This is a genomic window from Colwellia sp. MB3u-45 (assembly GCF_014077005.1).
Lineage (GTDB): Bacteria > Pseudomonadota > Gammaproteobacteria > Enterobacterales > Alteromonadaceae > Cognaticolwellia.
In genome coordinates this window covers 1-17,903 of sequence record NZ_JACGVC010000053.1, presented here as the reverse complement: position 1 = coordinate 17,903, position 17,903 = coordinate 1, and the positions used below count along the sequence as shown (strand labels likewise).

Annotated in this window: 18 protein-coding genes; 11 read left to right on the top strand and 7 right to left on the bottom strand. The window is 40.6% G+C overall.

Annotated features, from left to right (window positions below; translation table 11 throughout):
• The first annotated feature begins 5 nt into the window (after positions 1 to 5).
• On the top strand, positions 6 to 1,472 hold the full coding sequence (locus H4J41_RS15310; RefSeq protein ID WP_182136198.1) for a TrkH family potassium uptake protein: 1,467 nt from the start codon (positions 6 to 8) through the stop codon (positions 1,470 to 1,472).
• Positions 1,473 to 1,534: 62 nt separating this feature from the next.
• On the opposite strand, the gene trkA is transcribed toward H4J41_RS15310, so the two are convergent.
• The 4 genes from trkA to def all read right to left on the bottom strand — a co-directional run bounded on the left by trkA (position 1,535) and on the right by def (position 5,868).
• Positions 1,535 to 2,914 (bottom strand): Trk system potassium transporter TrkA, encoded by a 1,380-nt coding sequence (gene trkA, locus H4J41_RS15305; RefSeq protein WP_182136197.1) that lies wholly within the window; start codon positions 2,912 to 2,914, stop codon positions 1,535 to 1,537.
• Positions 2,915 to 2,938: 24 nt separating this feature from the next.
• On the bottom strand, positions 2,939 to 4,255 hold the full coding sequence (gene rsmB, locus H4J41_RS15300; protein WP_182136196.1) for a 16S rRNA (cytosine(967)-C(5))-methyltransferase RsmB: 1,317 nt from the start codon (positions 4,253 to 4,255) through the stop codon (positions 2,939 to 2,941).
• A gap of 2 nt (positions 4,256 to 4,257) precedes the next feature.
• Positions 4,258 to 5,271 (bottom strand): methionyl-tRNA formyltransferase, encoded by a 1,014-nt coding sequence (fmt, locus tag H4J41_RS15295; RefSeq protein WP_259363444.1) that lies wholly within the window; start codon positions 5,269 to 5,271, stop codon positions 4,258 to 4,260.
• 81 nt (positions 5,272 to 5,352) lie between these two features.
• Positions 5,353 to 5,868 (bottom strand): peptide deformylase, encoded by a 516-nt coding sequence (gene def, locus H4J41_RS15290; protein ID WP_182136195.1) that lies wholly within the window; start codon positions 5,866 to 5,868, stop codon positions 5,353 to 5,355.
• Positions 5,869 to 5,984: 116 nt separating this feature from the next.
• On the opposite strand from def, the gene H4J41_RS15285 reads away from it, so the two are divergent.
• From H4J41_RS15285 to H4J41_RS15270, 4 genes are all read left to right on the top strand, one after another.
• Complete coding sequence (locus H4J41_RS15285; protein WP_182136194.1) at positions 5,985 to 7,073, top strand: LysM peptidoglycan-binding domain-containing protein; 1,089 nt, start codon at positions 5,985 to 5,987, stop codon at positions 7,071 to 7,073.
• 33 nt (positions 7,074 to 7,106) lie between these two features.
• Positions 7,107 to 8,252, top strand: coding sequence for a DNA-processing protein DprA (gene dprA, locus H4J41_RS15280; RefSeq protein WP_182136193.1), 1,146 nt, complete (start codon positions 7,107 to 7,109; stop codon positions 8,250 to 8,252).
• Positions 8,245 to 8,718, top strand: coding sequence for a DUF494 family protein (locus H4J41_RS15275; RefSeq protein ID WP_182136192.1), 474 nt, complete (start codon positions 8,245 to 8,247; stop codon positions 8,716 to 8,718). The genes dprA and H4J41_RS15275 overlap by 8 nt, the downstream gene beginning before the upstream one ends.
• 94 nt (positions 8,719 to 8,812) lie before the next feature.
• A complete protein-coding gene (locus H4J41_RS15270; RefSeq protein WP_182136191.1) occupies positions 8,813 to 9,379 on the top strand; it encodes a topoisomerase DNA-binding C4 zinc finger domain-containing protein in 567 nt (188 codons plus the stop codon).
• Between the two features lie 103 nt (positions 9,380 to 9,482).
• Here the strand turns inward: H4J41_RS15270 and H4J41_RS15265 are convergent, their stop codons facing one another.
• Both H4J41_RS15265 and purE read right to left on the bottom strand, forming a co-directional pair.
• Positions 9,483 to 10,637, bottom strand: a complete 1,155-nt coding sequence (locus H4J41_RS15265) for a 5-(carboxyamino)imidazole ribonucleotide synthase (RefSeq protein WP_182136190.1) — start codon at positions 10,635 to 10,637, stop codon at positions 9,483 to 9,485.
• A 9-nt stretch (positions 10,638 to 10,646) separates the two neighbouring features.
• A complete protein-coding gene (gene purE / locus H4J41_RS15260) occupies positions 10,647 to 11,129 on the bottom strand; it encodes a 5-(carboxyamino)imidazole ribonucleotide mutase (protein WP_182136189.1) in 483 nt (160 codons plus the stop codon).
• A gap of 343 nt (positions 11,130 to 11,472) precedes the next feature.
• Between purE and H4J41_RS15255 the strand changes: the two genes are divergently transcribed.
• From H4J41_RS15255 to H4J41_RS15230, 6 genes are all read left to right on the top strand, one after another.
• Complete coding sequence (locus H4J41_RS15255; protein ID WP_182136188.1) at positions 11,473 to 13,104, top strand: acyl-CoA synthetase; 1,632 nt, start codon at positions 11,473 to 11,475, stop codon at positions 13,102 to 13,104.
• A gap of 146 nt (positions 13,105 to 13,250) precedes the next feature.
• The gene (locus H4J41_RS15250; RefSeq protein ID WP_182136187.1) at positions 13,251 to 13,796 is read left to right on the top strand and encodes a Sua5/YciO/YrdC/YwlC family protein; all 546 of its coding nucleotides are present in this window, start codon (positions 13,251 to 13,253) and stop codon (positions 13,794 to 13,796) included.
• A complete protein-coding gene (gene hemF, locus H4J41_RS15245) occupies positions 13,793 to 14,698 on the top strand; it encodes an oxygen-dependent coproporphyrinogen oxidase (protein ID WP_182136186.1) in 906 nt (301 codons plus the stop codon). The genes H4J41_RS15250 and hemF overlap by 4 nt, the downstream gene beginning before the upstream one ends.
• 244 nt (positions 14,699 to 14,942) lie before the next feature.
• On the top strand, positions 14,943 to 15,605 hold the full coding sequence (locus H4J41_RS15240) for an OmpW family protein (RefSeq protein WP_182136185.1): 663 nt from the start codon (positions 14,943 to 14,945) through the stop codon (positions 15,603 to 15,605).
• A 127-nt stretch (positions 15,606 to 15,732) separates the two neighbouring features.
• Complete coding sequence (gene aroE / locus H4J41_RS15235) at positions 15,733 to 16,545, top strand: shikimate dehydrogenase (RefSeq protein ID WP_182136184.1); 813 nt, start codon at positions 15,733 to 15,735, stop codon at positions 16,543 to 16,545.
• A 21-nt stretch (positions 16,546 to 16,566) separates the two neighbouring features.
• Positions 16,567 to 16,800, top strand: a complete 234-nt coding sequence (locus H4J41_RS15230; RefSeq protein ID WP_182136183.1) for a hypothetical protein — start codon at positions 16,567 to 16,569, stop codon at positions 16,798 to 16,800.
• Positions 16,801 to 16,809: 9 nt separating this feature from the next.
• Here the strand turns inward: H4J41_RS15230 and H4J41_RS15225 are convergent, their stop codons facing one another.
• Complete coding sequence (locus tag H4J41_RS15225; RefSeq protein WP_182136182.1) at positions 16,810 to 17,355, bottom strand: gamma carbonic anhydrase family protein; 546 nt, start codon at positions 17,353 to 17,355, stop codon at positions 16,810 to 16,812.
• Positions 17,356 to 17,903 lie beyond the last annotated feature (548 nt).

The window sequence follows — 17,903 nt, the reverse complement described above, 5'->3', positions numbered from 1 at the left end:
CTACCGTGCAATTTAAAAATATCATCCGAATATTAGGGTTATTAGTCGCCTTACTGAGCGTAACTATGCTGCCGCCTGCTTTTATTTCTCTGGTTTATCGAGATGGCGGTGGTGTTTCTTTCTTAATGTCATTTCTTTTTTGTTTAATCGCGGGGCTTTTATCTTGGTATCCTTATCGAGACGAAAAAAGCGATTTAAGGGCACGAGAAGGCTTTTTAATTGTGGTGTTGTTTTGGACCGTTTTGGCGAGTTTCTCAGCGGTGCCTTTATTATTATTAGATCAACCTAATCTTAGCGTTGCCGATGCATTTTTTGAGTCTTTTTCGGGTCTTACTACGACAGGCGCAACCATATTAACGCAGATTGACGGACTACCACACGCGGTGCTTTGGTATCGACAACAACTACAGTGGTTGGGTGGTATGGGGATCATTGTGTTAGCTGTAGCTATTTTACCTATGCTAGGCATAGGTGGTATGCAGTTATATCGCGCTGAAACTCCAGGGCCGGTGAAAGATTCAAAAATGACCCCGCGCATTGCCGATACGGCTAAGCATTTGTGGTTAATCTATGTCACCTTAACCCTTGCCTGTGCCATGAGTTATTGGGCAGCGGGGATGAATTTATTTGACGCTATTTGCCACTCTTTCTCTACTATTGCGATTGGTGGCTTCTCGACTCACGACTTAAGTATGGGCTATTTTAATAGTCCGCTAATCAATTTTATCTGTGTATTTTTCTTACTGGTTGCCGGGGTGAACTTTGCTTTGCATTTCGCGGTAGTGAACAGCCGATCATTACGTAGTTATTTTTATGATTCAGAATTTAAAGTATTTTTGGGTATTCAAGCCGTTTTGATCTTAGTGTGTTTTATTGTGCTAACGAGTTTTAATGTTTACCAGTCAGGTTTTGAAAACTTTGAACAAGCGATGTTTCATGCCGTTTCAATTAGCACGACGGCCGGATTTTCAACAACATCTTCCGGCGAAGTCGCTTTTGCTAACTGGCCAACGCTGCTGCCCATTTTATTAATACTTGCTAGTTTTATTGGTGGTTGCGCGGGCAGTACCGGTGGTGGCATGAAAGTCATTCGGGTATTACTGCTTTATTTACAAGGCGTGCGAGAATTAAATAGATTAGTACATCCTAAAGCCGTGTTTACGATTAAGTTAGGTAAGAAAGCGCTACCAAATCGTGTGGTAGAAGCCATATGGGGTTTTTTCTCTGCTTATGCGGCTGTGTTTGTTGTTTGTATGTTGTTGTTATTAGCGGGCGGAATGGATGACATTTCAGCCTTTACTGCCGTGGCTGCCTGTTTGAATAATTTGGGCCCAGGTTTGGGGCAGGTTGCGTCCAACTACGCAGAAATAAATGATTTTAGTAAATGGGTTTTGGTTGTTGCCATGCTGTTTGGCCGTTTAGAGATATTTACCTTGCTGGTACTAATGACACCAGCATTTTGGCGAACCTAATATATTTTTCTGATAGTACTTAACACATTATTGCTTAGAACAAATCACTTAGAACAAGTCGCTTAGAAAAACGCTATGGCATCCAGTTGGAATAAAGCTTCAACATCACTGATATAGCGTTTGTTAACTAAAAATAACACCACATGGTCTTCTGCTTGAATTCGAGTATCTGAATGGGCAATTAAGACTTCTTCGCCACGCACGATTGCACCAATAGTTGTGCCGGGTGGTAACCTGATCTGTTGGATAGTTTTACCCACCACTTTAGATGATTTTTCATCACCCTTAGCGACAATTTCTATTGCTTCTGCTGCGCCACCACGCAAGCTATAAACATTATTAATATTACCACGGCGCACGTGGGTTAATAAGGCGGAAATAGTGGCGTGTTGCGGTGAAACGGCAATATCTATATCACTACCATGGACTAAATCAATGTAAGCACTGCGCTGGATTAATACCATAGCTTTGCGTACCCCTAAGCGTTTTGCTAATAACGATGACATAATGTTGGCTTCGTCATCGTTGGTGACAGCAATAAAAACGTCAAACTGATCAATGTGTTCTTCTAACAGTAACTCTTGATCTGAAGAATCACCGGTAAACACTAAGGTGTCGTTTAGCTCAGACGCTAAATAGGCTGCGCGTTTAGCCGAATGCTCGATTAATTTTACTTGGTGGTTTTTCTCTAACAAGCGCGCTAACCCTGAGCCGATATTACCACCACCGGCGATCATGATTTTTTTATAAGGCGCTTCCAACTTTTGCAGTTCGTTCATTACCGCGCGAATATGAATTGAGGCGGCAATAAAGAATACTTCGTCATCGGCTTCAATAACGGTAGTGCCCAAAGGTCGAATAGGTTTACCATTACGATAAATAGCCGCCACCCGGGTATCAATATTCGGAATATGTTCGCGCAAAGTAGATAGGGCATGACCCACCAATAAGCCCCCATAATAAGCTTTAACGGCAACTAAACTGACCTTACCTTCAGCAAATTCTAATACTTGTAGTGCACCCGGATAATCAATAAGTCGGGCAATATCTCGGGTCACCAATTGCTCTGGTGCAATAATATGATCTACTGGAATATTTTTATTTTGAAAGAGTTCTTTTTGATATTTGAGAATTTGACTTGAGCGAATTCGGGCAATTTTATTGGCGGTATTAAAGAGCGAATAACAAATTTGGCAAGCAATCATGTTGGTAGCATCGTCGTTGGTTACTGCAACAACGAGTTCAGCATCTTCTGCGCCAGCTTGTTTTAGCACATCAGGATGAGAGCCGTGACCCACAACAACGCGTAAATCCATTTTGTCTTGTAACTCACGCAAGGTTTCACTGTTGGTGTCTATTAGCGTAATTTCGTTTTTTTCGCCAACAAGATTTTCTGCTAATGTTCCACCAACTTGCCCAGCACCAATAATTATAATTTTCATTTAAGATTGCTTTTATTGTTGTTTTTACTGTGATTTTTTAATGAGTTTGGCGTAGTAAAAACCGTCCATCGAATTGTCGTTAGACAGTATCTGCCAACCAATATCATGTGCATTATTGGTTATCGCGATATGCTCCACATCTGAATTTTCAGCAACAAAACGTTGAACTTGCTGACTATTTTCTTCTGGTAATACACTGCATGTTGCATACAGCAAAGTACCACCGGGTTTTAATAAAGACCATACATTTTTTAATATATCTTGTTGTAAATCAGTTAATACCGCAATGTCTTGGCTTTTACGTAACCATTTAATATCAGGGTGTCTGCGGATGACACCGGTACCCGAACACGGAGCGTCAAGTAAAATGCGGTCAAATAATTCTCCATTCCACCACTTGTCTGGTGTCGCGGCATCAGCGGTAATCACCTTTGCTTGTAGATTCAGACGTTGTAGGTTTTCATGCACTCTCAGCAAGCGCGACTCTTCAATATCAATGGCGGTCAGCGCTTTTATTTTTGGACTATATTCAAGTATATGACAGGTTTTTCCACCTGGCGCGGCACAACAATCAAGTACATTGTCATCTGGCTGGCAATCAAGTAAAAGTGCAGCTTGTTGTGCGGCGCCGTCTTGAATTGATACCCAACCTAGCTGAAATCCAGGCAATTTATTGACATCGATGGCGTCAGTTAAACGTATCGCAGATGACTTTTCATCGACATAGGCATAATCAATGTTTTCAGCCACTAATAAAGCTAGATATTCATCAATATTATGGTGTAGGACATTAACTCGCAACCACATCGGCGGTCTTTGCATATTCGCTTTGAGAATATCTTGCCAACTATCAGGGTAACCACTTTGTAATTTTTTAATAAACCAAGAGGGGTGGTTAAAGGCGATCGCTTCCGGTAGCTTGCTAGGTTCAGCGGCTAGGCTTTTATCTGCTAATTGTGTTTGCTGGCGTTGGAAATTTCTTAATACGCCATTAATCACACCTTTTAAATGGTCGCATTTTAAGGCTTTACAGGCGGAAACGGTTTCATTAAATGCGGCGTGATCTGGTATGCGGGTATACTTTATTTGATAAATCCCAACCAGTAATAAAAAGTGACCAACGCGTTGTTTACCGCTAAAGGGTTTTTTAATGAAGTCACGAACATCATGTTCAAGCTCAGGTAAATGTCTTAATACGCCATAGCAAAGCTCTTGTAATAGCCCTTTATCTTTAATATCTATTTTTGCGATTTGTTGTGGTAGTTCGTCTGACAAACTACGGCCTTTATCAACAACGGCAAAGGTACAACGAGCAGCCAGTGCTCTAAGATTAGCGGCCATAATTAAGTTAACTCTTGTTGAGGCTGTATTAGCCGATTGATTGATTGGCCTTGGGTAAACCAATCTGCTTTGCCATTGAGTATGTCAGCAACGGCTAAGGCTTTTTTGCCTGGCAGTTGTAATATCTCAAGTCGTAAAGCATTGGCTGTTGTGGCGACCACAATACCTTGTTTATCGCAGCTTATAATAGTGCCAGGCAGGTGCTGATGCTCAAGTTCAATAACGCTAGCTTGCCAAACCCGAATACGGTGTTGTTGACTGTTGTCATCAAAGGTAAATTGCGCCACTGGCCATGGAATGTAGGCTCTGATTTTTCGATCAAGTATGCTTGCGGGTTGTTGCCAGTCTAACTCAGCATCTGCTTTATCAAGTTTGGCCGCATGAGTGGCTTGTAGATTATTTTGTGCTTGGCGTTGATGTTTGCCTAAAGCCATCAAGGCTAAGGTGTTTAATAATGCTTTTGGACCTAGTTCAGCTAACTTATCGTATAAACTTGCGCTCGTGTCTTTTAGGGTAATGTCACACGTTGCGGTTAATATCATATCACCTGTGTCTAGGCCTTTATCCATTTGCATTATGGTCACGCCAGTTTGTGAGTCACCCGCTTCTAAAGCACGTTGAATCGGTGCAGCACCACGCCATTTAGGCAAAATAGAACCATGAACATTAATACAGCCTAATCTGGGTGTTTGTAAAATCACCGTCGGCAATAATAAACCATAAGCAACCACGACCATGACATCTGCTTGGTAATTTGCCAGCGTTAACTGTGTTTGTTCCGCTTTAAAGTTCACCGGCTGTTGAACTGGAATGTCGTGCGCTAGGGCTAATAGTTTAGTTGCACAAGCCGTAAGCTTTTTACCGCGGCCAGCCGGTTTATCGGGCGGGCAATAAACCGCAACAATGTTATGCTCTGAGTGAATTAGCGCCGCTAAATGTTGCGCGGCAAAGTCAGGGGTACCAGCAAAAATGATATTTAATGGTGTAGTTACGGCATTGGGCAAAGGAGTTTCCAAAATGCAATTGATACCAATTGAAATAAATAATCGCTCATTTACTTAATTTAATGGGTATGAGTTATAAAAGAGCGATGACACTTAAGCGTTGGCATTATCCAAACGCGCTTCTTTTTCTAATTTCTTTTTGAATCGCTGGCGCTTAAGTGGTGACAAATAGTCAACAAATAAGATGCCATTAAGATGATCCAGTTCATGCTGAATACAAATAGCTAATAGCTCTTCACCATCTAAAGTAAAGGCTTTGCCATTTTCATCAAGGGCGGTAACTGTGACATCAATACTACGGTCAACTTTGGCATAACAGCCAGGTACCGATAAACAACCTTCTTCATTAATAATGGTGTCATCACTTTTGCGAGTGATTTCAGGATTTATTAACACGTAAGGGTGTTCTTTATTTTCTGAAACATCAATAACGACAATTCGTTGGTGAATATCAACTTGAGTTGCCGCCAAACCAACACCATTTTCATCATACATGGTTTCAAACATGTTACTGATAATAGTACGAATTTCATCGTTAACTTCAGTTACAGGTTGCGCTTTTGTTCTTAATCTCTCATCAGGAAATCGTAATACAGGTAAAATAGCCATAATTTATCAAAAGAGTTCGCGAAATGTCGCATAGAGTGTTATGTTTCAATTTTAGCCATTAATTATAGTTAATCATAGTGGTTTAGGATAAAACCTCTAATAATAGGGAAATTAACATGCTAATAAGAGTTTTATCCTTACTATTTGGCATTGCTCTGTCAGTTTCTTTAATGGCCAATGAGCTAGCATTAAAGCCAGATGCTCCAAAATCTTATATCGTTAAGAAAGGCGATACCTTGTGGGATATATCAGGTATATTTCTCAATCAACCTTGGTTGTGGCCTAAGTTATGGCGTCTTAATCCTGATATTAATAACCCACATTTAATTTACCCTGGGGATGAGTTGCGGCTAGTATTTGATGCCCAAGGCCAACCCATGCTGGTTAAAGGCAAGCCTGAACTTAAATGGTCACCTAAAGTACGTAAACAATTAAAAGACCAAAAACCCGTTAGTACACTACCTTTGCATGTTATTGCGCCCTATATTCGCTACGATACCGTGAGAAGTTTAGCTGAGTTAGCCGACTTACCTCATATTATTGGCAGTGAGGATGGCTATAAATCAAGTGTTGATGGCTTTAAGGTTTATGTTAATAGTGACCTCATTGTTGGTCAAAGTTATGGTATTTACCATAAAGCGGATGCCATTATTGATCCCGAAACACAGCAAAATTTGGGTTATAATATTCGACTTATTGGTACGGGCAAGGCACTACAAAGTGGCAATATGAGTCAGCAGCAGCCAAGCACTATTTTTGTTGAGGGTGCAAAACGCGAAATTCGTTCGGGTGCTTATGTTATGCCAGTCAATGACGAGCAAGATTACCCCGCTATTTTTACCATGCGAGCAGGTGCTAAAAGCACTGATGGTTTAATTATTAGCTCGGTGACCAAACTACGTGAATTTGCTAAATTTGACGTGATAATGATTAATAAAGGCAATAGCCAAGCCGTACAAACTGGCGATGTGTTAACGGTTAGCCGAAAAAGCCCCGGCGTTATTGAAACAGACCATGGACCGCAATACAGTAAAGACACTTCTCATTGGAACAAAATAACCAATAACAGCTATTCGGATTACGATATGCCAACCGAAGTAATCGGCAAAGTGATGGTATTTAAAGTTTATGACAAGGTCAGTATGGCCTTGATTCTTAATGCTGAAAAGCCATTACGAATCCTTGATGGAGTTACGGCACCCTAGCTCTAAAATTGGGCCACGCTTAAGGAGAAGCAAGTGGTAAATACCAGCAACACGCTAACGTTGGAGTTAACTCTAACGCATTATTGGCTAGCAGTGAAAGCTATTCCAAGGTTAGCCAGTCATAAAAAAATCGCCCTAGTCGAAAAGTTTGGTTTAAAGGCTTTATTCGCGGCGACTACTGACTTAACCTTGTCAGGTCTCACCAATCCACAGCGTGCTGCAATAACTTCTCCTGCCTGGGATTCGTTGACAAAAATAATCTCTGATTCAAGCCACTGTCACAGTCAAATTATTGCCTTTGATGATCCTCTATACCCACCATTACTAAAAGAAATTTATGATCCACCGCTAGTGCTTTTTGTCCGTGGTAATGTAGATTTATTGTTATTACCTAAAATTGCCATTGTCGGTAGCCGCAATGCCAGTATTTCAGGTAGAGAGATTGCTTATAAGTTGGCGGGTCAGTTAACCAGTCACTTCGTTGTTACTAGTGGTTTAGCATTAGGTATAGACGGGCAAGCGCATTTAGGGGCTTTGTATCAGCAGGGCTATACTATTGCGGTGGTAGCAACAGGACTAGATATAACCTATCCCGCTCGCCATAAAAAATTACAAAAAGATATTGTTGAAAACAAGGGGTTAATTATTAGCGAGTTTGCCCCTGGTATCGCACCTAAGCCGGGACATTTTCCAAAGCGAAATCGTTTAATAAGCGGTTTAAGTTTGGGGGTTTTGGTCGTTGAAGCGTCTTTAAAAAGTGGTTCGTTGATCACGGCGCGTTGTGCCTTAGAACAAGGCCGAGAAGTATTTGCTATACCTAGCTCTATTTATAATGTGCAGGCGAAAGGTTGTCATTGGTTAATTAAACAAGGCGCTAAGCTTGTCGAAGATACCAGTGATATAGTGGATGAGTTTGAAGCGTTGGTTACAGATAATTTAAACTTGAGTAGAAACAAAGCGAAAGATAATTTAGCAGAAAAAAGTAAAAAACAGCACTTGTGTAACGATCCAATGTTAGCTAGTGTGGGTTATGAAATTACGCCCGTAGATTTAGTCGTTTCGCGCAGTAAACTACCGATAGACGAAGTGCTAACTCGATTAACCGTGCTTGAACTTAGAGGTCTGGTATCTGCTGTGCCAGGGGGTTACCTTAAATTAAATAGGGGCTATGATGTTTGATATTTTAATTTACCTGTTTGAAAATTATGTTCATAGTGAAGCTGAAGTCATGGTGGACCATGAGCTACTTACTGATGAATTAACGCGTGCTGGTTTTCACCAAGATGAAATTTATAAAGCGCTTGCTTGGCTGGAAAAACTTACCGCCTTACAGGACACAGAGGCTTATCCTTATTTAACACGAGTAGGTAACCAGTCTATTCGAATTTATACGGCACAAGAGAGCCAAATTCTTGATGTAGAATGTCGTGGTTTTCTGATGTTTTTAGAGCAGGTTAATTTATTAGACTTTACTACCCGTGAAATGGTTATTGACCGTGTTATGGAGCTAGACACTAAATTTTTCTCTATTGATGATTTAAAGTGGGTTGTGTTGATGGTGCTGTTTAATGTGCCAGGTAAAGAAAGTGCCTACTCTCAAATGGAAGACCTGATTTTTGATGAGCAAGAAGGCCCGTTGCATTAGCTTTTTTTCTAAGACAAAAAGTGCACGAAAAATAGCCACGTTAATATGGTAAAAATATGGCATAATATGCACCTAATATTTTAGGTGCATTACTATGTCAAAATCCGAAAAACCCCTGTTTTCACGTCATGAACATGCCTTAGAAAAAACCGCTGAAATTTGTCCCGACTGTGCTTCGCAGCTCACCATTAAGCATGGTAAGTCAGGCTCATTTTTTGGTTGTGTTACCTATCCTAATTGCCAATACACTCGAGCGGTTGTCGAACATGAGCGCGTTGATGACAAAATATTGGTTGGTAGTGAATGTCCTGAATGCAATCAAGAATTGGCGGTCAAACAAGGTCGTTATGGTATGTTTATTGGCTGTACAAACTACCCTGACTGTTCTTACATCGTGGCGCAAGATCACAATGAACTTGAGCAACAAAATGTCAGTTGTCCACAGTGTAAAAAGGGCCAACTACAATCAAAGATCAGCCGTTTTGGTAAAACATTTTATTCCTGTGATTACTACCCCAAATGTAAGTTTGTTGTGAATCATGAGCCAGTTGTGGGCGAATGTGAAAAATGTGGCTTTGCTTTATTACTAAAAAGACAGATGGCAGCAGGTGAAAAGTTACAATGCGCGTCTAAACCCTGCAGTCACTTTCAGCCGCATTAATTTTCTTATCAATCGAGATATACATTGAGGTAGGAATTGAGGTAGAAAAAAGCCAGTGACTTATCCGTAAGGCATCACTGGCTGTGTAATCGCTAATATAGTGTTAGCTCAGTTTTTTTTGGTAACTGGCGACATAAGGCTTAAGTTCATCAAATGCTGCTTCTGGTAGCATGTCAGCTAATAAGGTTAATCGCTCTGCTAATTGTTTTTCATCATTACCTGAGACATTAATATGACCCATTTTACGGCCCGGGCGTTTGCTTTTTCCATACCAATGTAAAGTGGTACTGGCCACACTCAATATTTCATTGGGTACTTCATCTTCACCCAAGATATTAATCATGGCTGATGGACGAATTAACTCAGTACTGCCAAGTGGTAAATCACATACCGCACGTAAATGGTTTTCAAATTGACAAGTATCTGCACCTTGTTGGGTCCAATGACCTGAGTTGTGTACGCGAGGAGCAATTTCATTTACCAATAATTGCTCGCCAATTTGGAAGAATTCAATGGCTAATATACCAATGTAATTTAACTCTTTTGCTATGCTATCAAACACCTGTTTTGCTTGTGCTTGTAGCGCTTCATCTATTTCAATGGCAATTGACACACTCAGCACGCCATTGGTGTGATGGTTTTGAGTTAAGGGGTAAACTACGGTATTACCTTGACTGTCACGCGCGCCAACTAACGAGACTTCACGATCAAAAGGCACCATTTGTTCGGCCACTACTGCATGTTGAAGGCCTTGTACGCCACCATCGAAAAAAGCTTTAATATCAAGCCAAATGTCTTCCGCTTGTGCTTTATCTTTTAATCGCCATTGACCTTTACCATCATAACCTGCCAAAGCGCTTTTTAAAATTAACGGCATAGACAAGTTATTTAAAGCTTGGTCAAAGTCTGCTTTGGTCGCAATAATTTGGTGTTGGGCATTGGCCACACCGCACTTGATGAGCAGATCTTTTTCTAATCTTCTATCGCCGCCGATTTTAATGGCTTGGCTGCTCGGACGTAGTTTTCCAGACGCTTGGCAAAGTGCAAGTGTTTGGTGATCAATATGCTCAAACTCAGCTGTGATAAAGTCAGCGAACTCAATGCCTTGAGTTAATCCACCAAAAACAATGTCAGTTGAAAGCGGGTCAACCACAGTGTCTGAGCCAACATCAAAAGCGCGTATATTGATATTTAAAGGCTTAACCGCCAAGGCCATCATACGAGCCAGTTGGCCAGCACCTAATACTAAAACATTCATTTAGCTAGCCTATTCTGCAGGGTTTGGGTTATCAAGAATTGTTTGTGTTTGCTCTGCTCTAAATTTTTCTACAGCAGCTTGTACTGCCGGGTCAGAAAGACCAATAATTTGAGCGGCTAATAAGCCAGCATTGGCCGCACCTGCCGTGCCAATGGCTAATGTACCAACCGCAATGCCTTTTGGCATTTGTACAATAGAGAGTAATGAGTCTTGACCATTTAAGGCTTTTGATTGCACGGGCACACCCAAAACTGGCAAGCTTGTATAAGCAGCGGTCATACCAGGTAAATGCGCTGCGCCACCTGCGCCACCAATGATAACTTGAATACCACGATCTTTAGCGCCTTGTGCATACTCAGCAAGTAAATGCGGTGTTCTATGTGCAGAAACAACTTTTGTTTCATAAGGTACATTAAATAGATCTAACATTTCAGCAGCGTGCTGCATGGTTGGCCAATCTGACTTTGACCCCATGATAATCCCAACTTTCATACGCGTAGTGCCTTTTGATGAGGTGATTTGAAACCTAACGTTATGCTTAAGGCGGTAATGTTAGGTGAAATTTAATACCATTTTAATACCATATTGTAACGTGTTTGAAAATATTCTGAAATGACAATTCTTTCATAGCATTTATAATTTTCTTTGATGTAGAACGGGTATAGACCAAAGGATAATTTTTTAATTTAATTATTGGCGTATGATTATTTTAAATTGTAAAGCCGAACATAATATAAAATCACAGCGTTATACTAATTTAAAGCATGAATGAGTTTACTTATCATTAAGTTAATTAGTATTAAGAGTCGCTTCGGTAAAATAAATGAGGAAAGAAATGAGTAACATTTATAGCCAAAGTTTAGACAAGGTTGCTGCTAACAGTCAGCCACTAACACCAATAAACTTTTTAAATCGTAGCGCTGATGTCTATCCAGACAAAATTGCAATTATCCATGGTAAGCAAAAATTTACCTATCAAGAATATCGTAAGAATGTTCGTCGACTCGCCTCAAGCCTCATTAAAAATGGGGTGAATCTAGGGCAAACCGTGAGTATTATGGCCGCTAATATTCCGGCATTTTTGGATGCCCATTATGGTGTGCCACTAACGGGTGCTGTGCTTAACGCGATTAATATTCGCCTCGATGCGGAAAATATCGCTTTTATTCTTGATCACGCCGAATGTGATGTACTGTTTACCGATACCGCATTTTCCGGTGTGATTAAACAAGCATTAGCACTGTCAAAGCGTAAACCTTTGGTGATTGATATTGACGATCCAGAAGGTCCAGGCGGAGAGCGCCTTGGTACCATGGAATATCAAGAGTTACTGGCTCAAGGCGATGAAAATTTCACTGGTTCATTGATTCATGATGAATGGCAAGCTTTGGCGCTCAATTACACTTCAGGCACTACGGGTAATCCTAAAGGCGTAGTTTACTCACATCGCGGTGCTTACTTGAACTCTCTTGGCCATAACTTTGTTTGGCCGACCGACAGCAAGACCAATTATCTTTGGACTTTGCCGATGTTCCATTGCAATGGTTGGTGTTTTCCTTGGACGATAGTGGCTGTTGGCGGTACGCAAATTTGTTTGAGGCAAGTTGAAGTAGGCGCTATCGTTAATGCGATGATTGAGCATAAGGTCAGTCATTTTTGTGGCGCGCCAATCGTGCTTAATATGATTTTGAATGCTGACGAAAGCTTGCTGGCGCAATTACCTAAAAATATTAAAGCGATGACCGCTGGTGCTCCGCCACCTGCCGCGGTTATTAAGGGCATTGAAAGCTTAGGCATTGAAATCACCCAAAGTTATGGCTTAACTGAAGTTTATGGGCCTTGTGTCGTGAGTGAGTGGAAAGATGAATGGAATGAGCGCAGCGATGATGAACGGGCAGCATTAAAAGCGCGCCAAGGTGTGCGTTATATCACGCAAGAAGACGTTGATGTGCTAAATCCGGATACTATGGAGCCTGTTCGCCCAGATGGAATCACTATGGGTGAAATAATGTTCCGGGGTAATAGCACGATGAAAGGCTATTTGAAAAATGAAAAAGCCACAGAAGAGGCTTTTGCTCATGGTTGGTTTCATTCAGGGGACTTAGCGGTTAAACATCCAGATGGTTATATTGAAATTCGTGATCGTTCGAAAGATATTATAATTTCGGGGGGTGAAAATATTTCATCAGTCGAAGTAGAAGGGGTGTTATATACCCATCCAGCCATTTTAGAAGCCGCCGTAGTCGCCAAAAAAGATGAAAAGTGGGGAGAAACTCCCTGTGCATTTATAGCACTGAAACGCGGGCAGACGCTGACAGAACAAGAGGTAATTCAATATTGCCGTGAACATATGGCGGGCTTTAAAGTACCTAAAACCATTGTTTTTAGCGAGTTGCCTAAAACCTCAACCGGTAAAGTGCAGAAGTTCGTGCTTAGGCAGAAAATTAAAGAGCTGTTTGAAGCTTAATTTATTATTAGCGTTGGACGGGGGTTAATCCAAACGGTAAGAGTTTACAGACTCTTACCGTTTTTTTTTACTAGCCATGTTGTTTGTCAGTAAAAAACGTATAATCATCATTAAATTAATTTTACTAAGCGCCATCATAAAACGCCATGACGACAGCATTAGAAACATTTCAACAGGGTGGCATTTTAGCTTACCCAACCGAGGCCGTATTTGGTTTAGGCTGTGATCCTGATAACGATGAGGCAATTGAAAAGCTGCTGTTGATCAAGTCACGTTTAGTAGATAAAGGCTTAATACTACTTGCGGGTGATTATAGACAACTTTTACCTTATATAGATGAGTGTAAAATACCTCAAGACAAACGCCTGGCGATATTATCTCGCTGGCCCGACGGCATTACGCAACTAGTGGCTAAAAATGCTAACACTTCTAGGTTGTTGACGGGGCGCTTTGACACTATTGCGGTGCGTGTTACTAGTCAGCCAGACGTTGTGGCACTTTGTCTCGCCACTAATAAGCCGATTGTTTCTACGAGCGCGAACTTAAGTGGTAAACCTCCGGCCAAAACATGGCAAGGAATTCCCAATGATCTCGCTAATAAAATTGATTTTATTATTAAAGGAAAAACTCTAGGCTTTGATCAGCCTTCTACTATTATTGATGCATTATCTGGAGATGTTATTCGCTCATGAGCACTATAAATATTAATGTTGTTGTTGAATTTTTAAAATCGTTGCAAGACCAAATTTGTTCCGCGTTAGAGGCTGCCGACGGTAGTGGTAAATTTATTGAAGATAATTGGCAGCGCGCTGAAGGCGGTGGTGGCAGAACCCGAGTACTCACAAATGGTAGCGTTATCGAGCAAGGCGGGGTCAATTTTTCAGTGGTTTCTGGTGATAAGTTACCACCATCTGCAACAGCACATCGTCCAGAATTGGCTGGCCGTAAATGGCAAGCTTGTGGTGTGTCATTAGTTATTCATCCTAAAAACCCTTTTATTCCGACATCTCATGCCAATGTCCGATTTTTTATTGCTGAAAAAGAAGGTGAAGAACCTGTGTGGTGGTTTGGTGGTGGTATTGACCTCACGCCTTTTTACCCGTTCAAAGAAGATGTTGTGCATTGGCATCAAACGGCAAAAGATATTTGTCAGCCTTTTGGTGACGATGTTTATCCAAAATATAAAAAGTGGTGTGACGAATACTTCCATTTAAAACACCGCAATGAAACTCGTGGCGTTGGCGGCTTATTTTTTGATGATTTGAATAAATGGGAATTCGATAAGTGCTTTGATTATATGAAAGCAGTTGGAAAAGGCTTTCTTGATGCTTACATACCTTTAATAGAAAAGCGTAAAGCAACGCCCTTTGATGATAATCATCGTCAATTTCAACTTTATCGTCGTGGCCGCTACGTTGAATTTAATTTAGTTTTTGATCGCGGCACCTTATTTGGTTTGCAATCAGGTGGCAGAACAGAATCCATTTTGATGTCAATGCCGCCACTGGCACGTTGGGAGTATAATTTTCAGCCGGAAGCTGGCAGCCCAGAAGCAGCACTACAAGACTATTTAGTACCGCAAGATTGGTTATAACCTAGCATTGCCGCTTGTTGTTTATTAACCTAGCAATCCACATCAACAGAAAAGTTCGCTGTAGGTGTGGTTGCTACGTTAAGTTACCCAAGTTAAGTTTTTAATTTCAAGACCATTAAAGCCTATTTTTTTAGGGTTTATGATAAAGCTTGAGCTAGATCAAACTGTCGAAAACCAGGCGCGCGTAAAATTACCTTAGTGAACAAATTTAATATTTTTTCTATTTATAAAAGGTAACGCTCTAATGAAAACCTCAGTAATTAATGGACTCATCCTCTCCGCTCTTACATTATCTCCCCTTGCACTGGCTAACCAAGCTGGCGACTTTGTCGTTCGTGGTGGCGCCACTATGGTTGATCCTGCCAGTAATAAAGCTAACGTGTTCCTCGATGGCGCTGATTCAGGTTTAGATGTCTCAGCGGATGGTGATACTCAGCTTGGTGTTAATTTTGTATATTTTTATGATAAAAACTGGGCTATTGAACTCTTAGCCTCAACCCCGTTTTCTCATGACATAAAACTGCATGCCGATGGCGCAACCACAACGCTTGGTAAAATATCTCATTTACCACCGACATTAAGTGCACTGTATTACTTTGATACTCACTCAGCGTTTAAGCCCTATGTGGGTGCGGGTATCAACTATACAATTTTCTTTGATGAGAAGTTTTCTTCAACTTATAAAGAGGCCGGTTTTAGTGATTTAGACTTAGACGGGTCGTTCGGACTGTCTGTTCAACTTGGTGCTGATTACCAACTTGACAAAAACTGGTCATTAAATGCTTCCGCTCGTTATATTGATATTAATACGGATACCAGTTTTAAAGTAGGTGGTAGTGTTAATGGCAGTGCTGAAGTTGAAATAGACCCTATGGTTTATTCACTAATGTTAGCTTATAAATTTTAAAGAGACTTTAACTATATTCAGCACGGGTCAAAGTGATGAAAAAAGCAGTTACCCAGTGACTGCTTTTTTGTTTTCATTGTTTAATAACTAGGGTAGTCTACCGCTAAACATTTAAGCTAATAATCTTATGGATCAGTATCGCGTATTTGGTAATCCTATCGCTCAATCAAAATCTCCCTTTATTCACCAACAGTTTGCGCTACAGTCAAAGCAAACAATGAACTACCAAAGTCAGTTGGTTGCATTAGATCAATTCGACAATGCCGTAAAAGAATTAATGGCTAACAATGGCAAAGGCGCCAATGTCACCGCACCATTTAAAGAACAAGCATTTGCCCTGTGTCATGAGTTGAGTGCAAGAGCCAAGTTAGCTGGCGCAGTGAACACCTTAATTTTTTCTAATGGAATTATTTATGGTGATACTACAGATGGTGTCGGCTTAGTTAGTGACTTACTCAGGCATCAAGTGCAACTGCGAGATAGTAAGGTGTTATTACTCGGTGCTGGCGGAGCCGCAAAAGGTGTTGTGCAGTCAATATTAGCGCAGTCTCCTCAATCATTAACCATTGCCAATAGAACATTAAGTAAAGCACAGGCTATTACTAGCCAGTATCCTAATAACGCTATTGATGCTATTACTTTCGCAGAGACCCATAACTTAGCATTTGATATTATCATCAATGCCACATCAGCAGGTCTATGCGGTGATAGCTTACCGATATCAGATCACACAATTAAAAGTTCAACAGTTTGTTATGACATGGTCTATGGCAAAGAGCCAACCGCATTTTTAAAACAAGCAAAACAGCTAGGTGTTGAACATATTATTGATGGCTTAGGCATGTTAGTGGGGCAGGCTGCGGCAAGCTTTCATTTGTGGAGAGCCGTTAGCCCAGCAGTAGAGCCTGTACTTGTCTCCTTAAGAGCTCAGTTAAAGTAATGAAAGTGAAGCGAGCATAAGGTGAACCAAGCAATTTTATTTAATGATGATCTACATTTTGATCAGCAGCATGATGCTTGGTCTTTTACCGGACAAGTTTCAGGACAGCGTATAAGGTTATATTTTCATTCTATGCAGCTAAAGAAATTAACCGAAATTGATGATGGCACTAAATTTGATTTAGAAGAAGTAACAGAAAGCTGGCTCGAGGAAAACGAGCCAGAAGGTAATGAAATACATATAGAGTTAGAGTAACCTCAAAGGTTAATGGTTATCAGCTAAGTACTCAGCTTTTAATTCAACATAGTTTATTGCAGACTGTTTGAGAAAATCAGCTTCACTCTGCTTTAACTCTCTCGCTTGTTTAACTGGGTTACCAACATACAAGTAGCCGCTTTTAAGTGTTTTGTTTGGCGGCACTAAACTACCCGCACCGATAAACACATCATCCTCAACAATAACACCATCCATAATAATAGTGCCCATACCAACCAGTATTCGGTTACCCAAAGCACATCCGTGTAACATACACTTATGACCAACCGTAACATCGTCACCAATAACTAAAGGGTTACCATTGGGATTACCGGTACTTTTGCGTGTGACATGTAAAACCGTACCGTCTTGTATATTAGTGCGAGCGCCAATGGTAATTTTGTTCACATCACCTCTAGCGGCAACTAAAGGCCAAACACTAGTATCATCACCTAAGGTAATGTCACCAACAAGTACGGCCGTTTCATCAACATAAACTGCATTACCTAATATAGGAGTAATGCCATGATAGCTTCGAAAATTATTTTTCTGCATAAATAAGATATTTTAGATGACTGATATAGCTATCTTAGCAAAAAAAGCCATTAAACAGCATTTTTCAATGCACTGAGTCACTCCTGGTACTTAGCGGTTAAGACAAAGTGACTTCAAAGACACAATATAACTGGGTGATTTTTCAGCGTATCGAACATTAAAAACCCAGTCACAGCAAGGGTTGTATAAATAAAGAGCAAACAGTCCCTTATTTGTAAATTAATGGCAATTAAGGGTTGACGTGAAGCCAGAAATCTCTAGAATGCGCTCCAGTTCCAAGGGGTAACCCAAACGAACGGTTTTAATGAGTTATCTAATCTAGTCTAGGCTGATTAAGCTAACTTAACGTTTTAAAAATGAGTTTGAATCTTCTGAAAAGAAAGTTTAAAAAATCTAAATAAAACGTTGACATTAAAACTCAGATGCGTAGAATGCGCATCTCGCTTCAGGCAAGGCCTGCAGCAACGAATTACTTTACGGTATAGAGCGAATGAGATTCTGTATCGGTTAGTTATCTTCTTTGAAGAAACTAACTTTCTTTAACAATT

Coding starts and splice junctions, on each gene's coding strand:
- trkA (WP_182136197.1), bottom strand. CDS start 2,914: ATGAAAATTATAATTATTGGTGCTGGGCAAGTTGGTGGAACATTAGCA.
- rsmB (WP_182136196.1), bottom strand. CDS start 4,255: ATGGCCGCTAATCTTAGAGCACTGGCTGCTCGTTGTACCTTTGCCGTT.
- def (WP_182136195.1), bottom strand. CDS start 5,868: ATGGCTATTTTACCTGTATTACGATTTCCTGATGAGAGATTAAGAACA.
- H4J41_RS15285 (WP_182136194.1), top strand. CDS start 5,985: ATGCTAATAAGAGTTTTATCCTTACTATTTGGCATTGCTCTGTCAGTT.
- H4J41_RS15275 (WP_182136192.1), top strand. CDS start 8,245: ATGTTTGATATTTTAATTTACCTGTTTGAAAATTATGTTCATAGTGAA.
- H4J41_RS15270 (WP_182136191.1), top strand. CDS start 8,813: ATGTCAAAATCCGAAAAACCCCTGTTTTCACGTCATGAACATGCCTTA.
- H4J41_RS15265 (WP_182136190.1), bottom strand. CDS start 10,637: ATGAATGTTTTAGTATTAGGTGCTGGCCAACTGGCTCGTATGATGGCC.
- purE (WP_182136189.1), bottom strand. CDS start 11,129: ATGAAAGTTGGGATTATCATGGGGTCAAAGTCAGATTGGCCAACCATG.
- H4J41_RS15255 (WP_182136188.1), top strand. CDS start 11,473: ATGAGTAACATTTATAGCCAAAGTTTAGACAAGGTTGCTGCTAACAGT.
- H4J41_RS15250 (WP_182136187.1), top strand. CDS start 13,251: ATGACGACAGCATTAGAAACATTTCAACAGGGTGGCATTTTAGCTTAC.
- hemF (WP_182136186.1), top strand. CDS start 13,793: ATGAGCACTATAAATATTAATGTTGTTGTTGAATTTTTAAAATCGTTG.
- H4J41_RS15240 (WP_182136185.1), top strand. CDS start 14,943: ATGAAAACCTCAGTAATTAATGGACTCATCCTCTCCGCTCTTACATTA.
- aroE (WP_182136184.1), top strand. CDS start 15,733: ATGGATCAGTATCGCGTATTTGGTAATCCTATCGCTCAATCAAAATCT.
- H4J41_RS15225 (WP_182136182.1), bottom strand. CDS start 17,355: ATGCAGAAAAATAATTTTCGAAGCTATCATGGCATTACTCCTATATTA.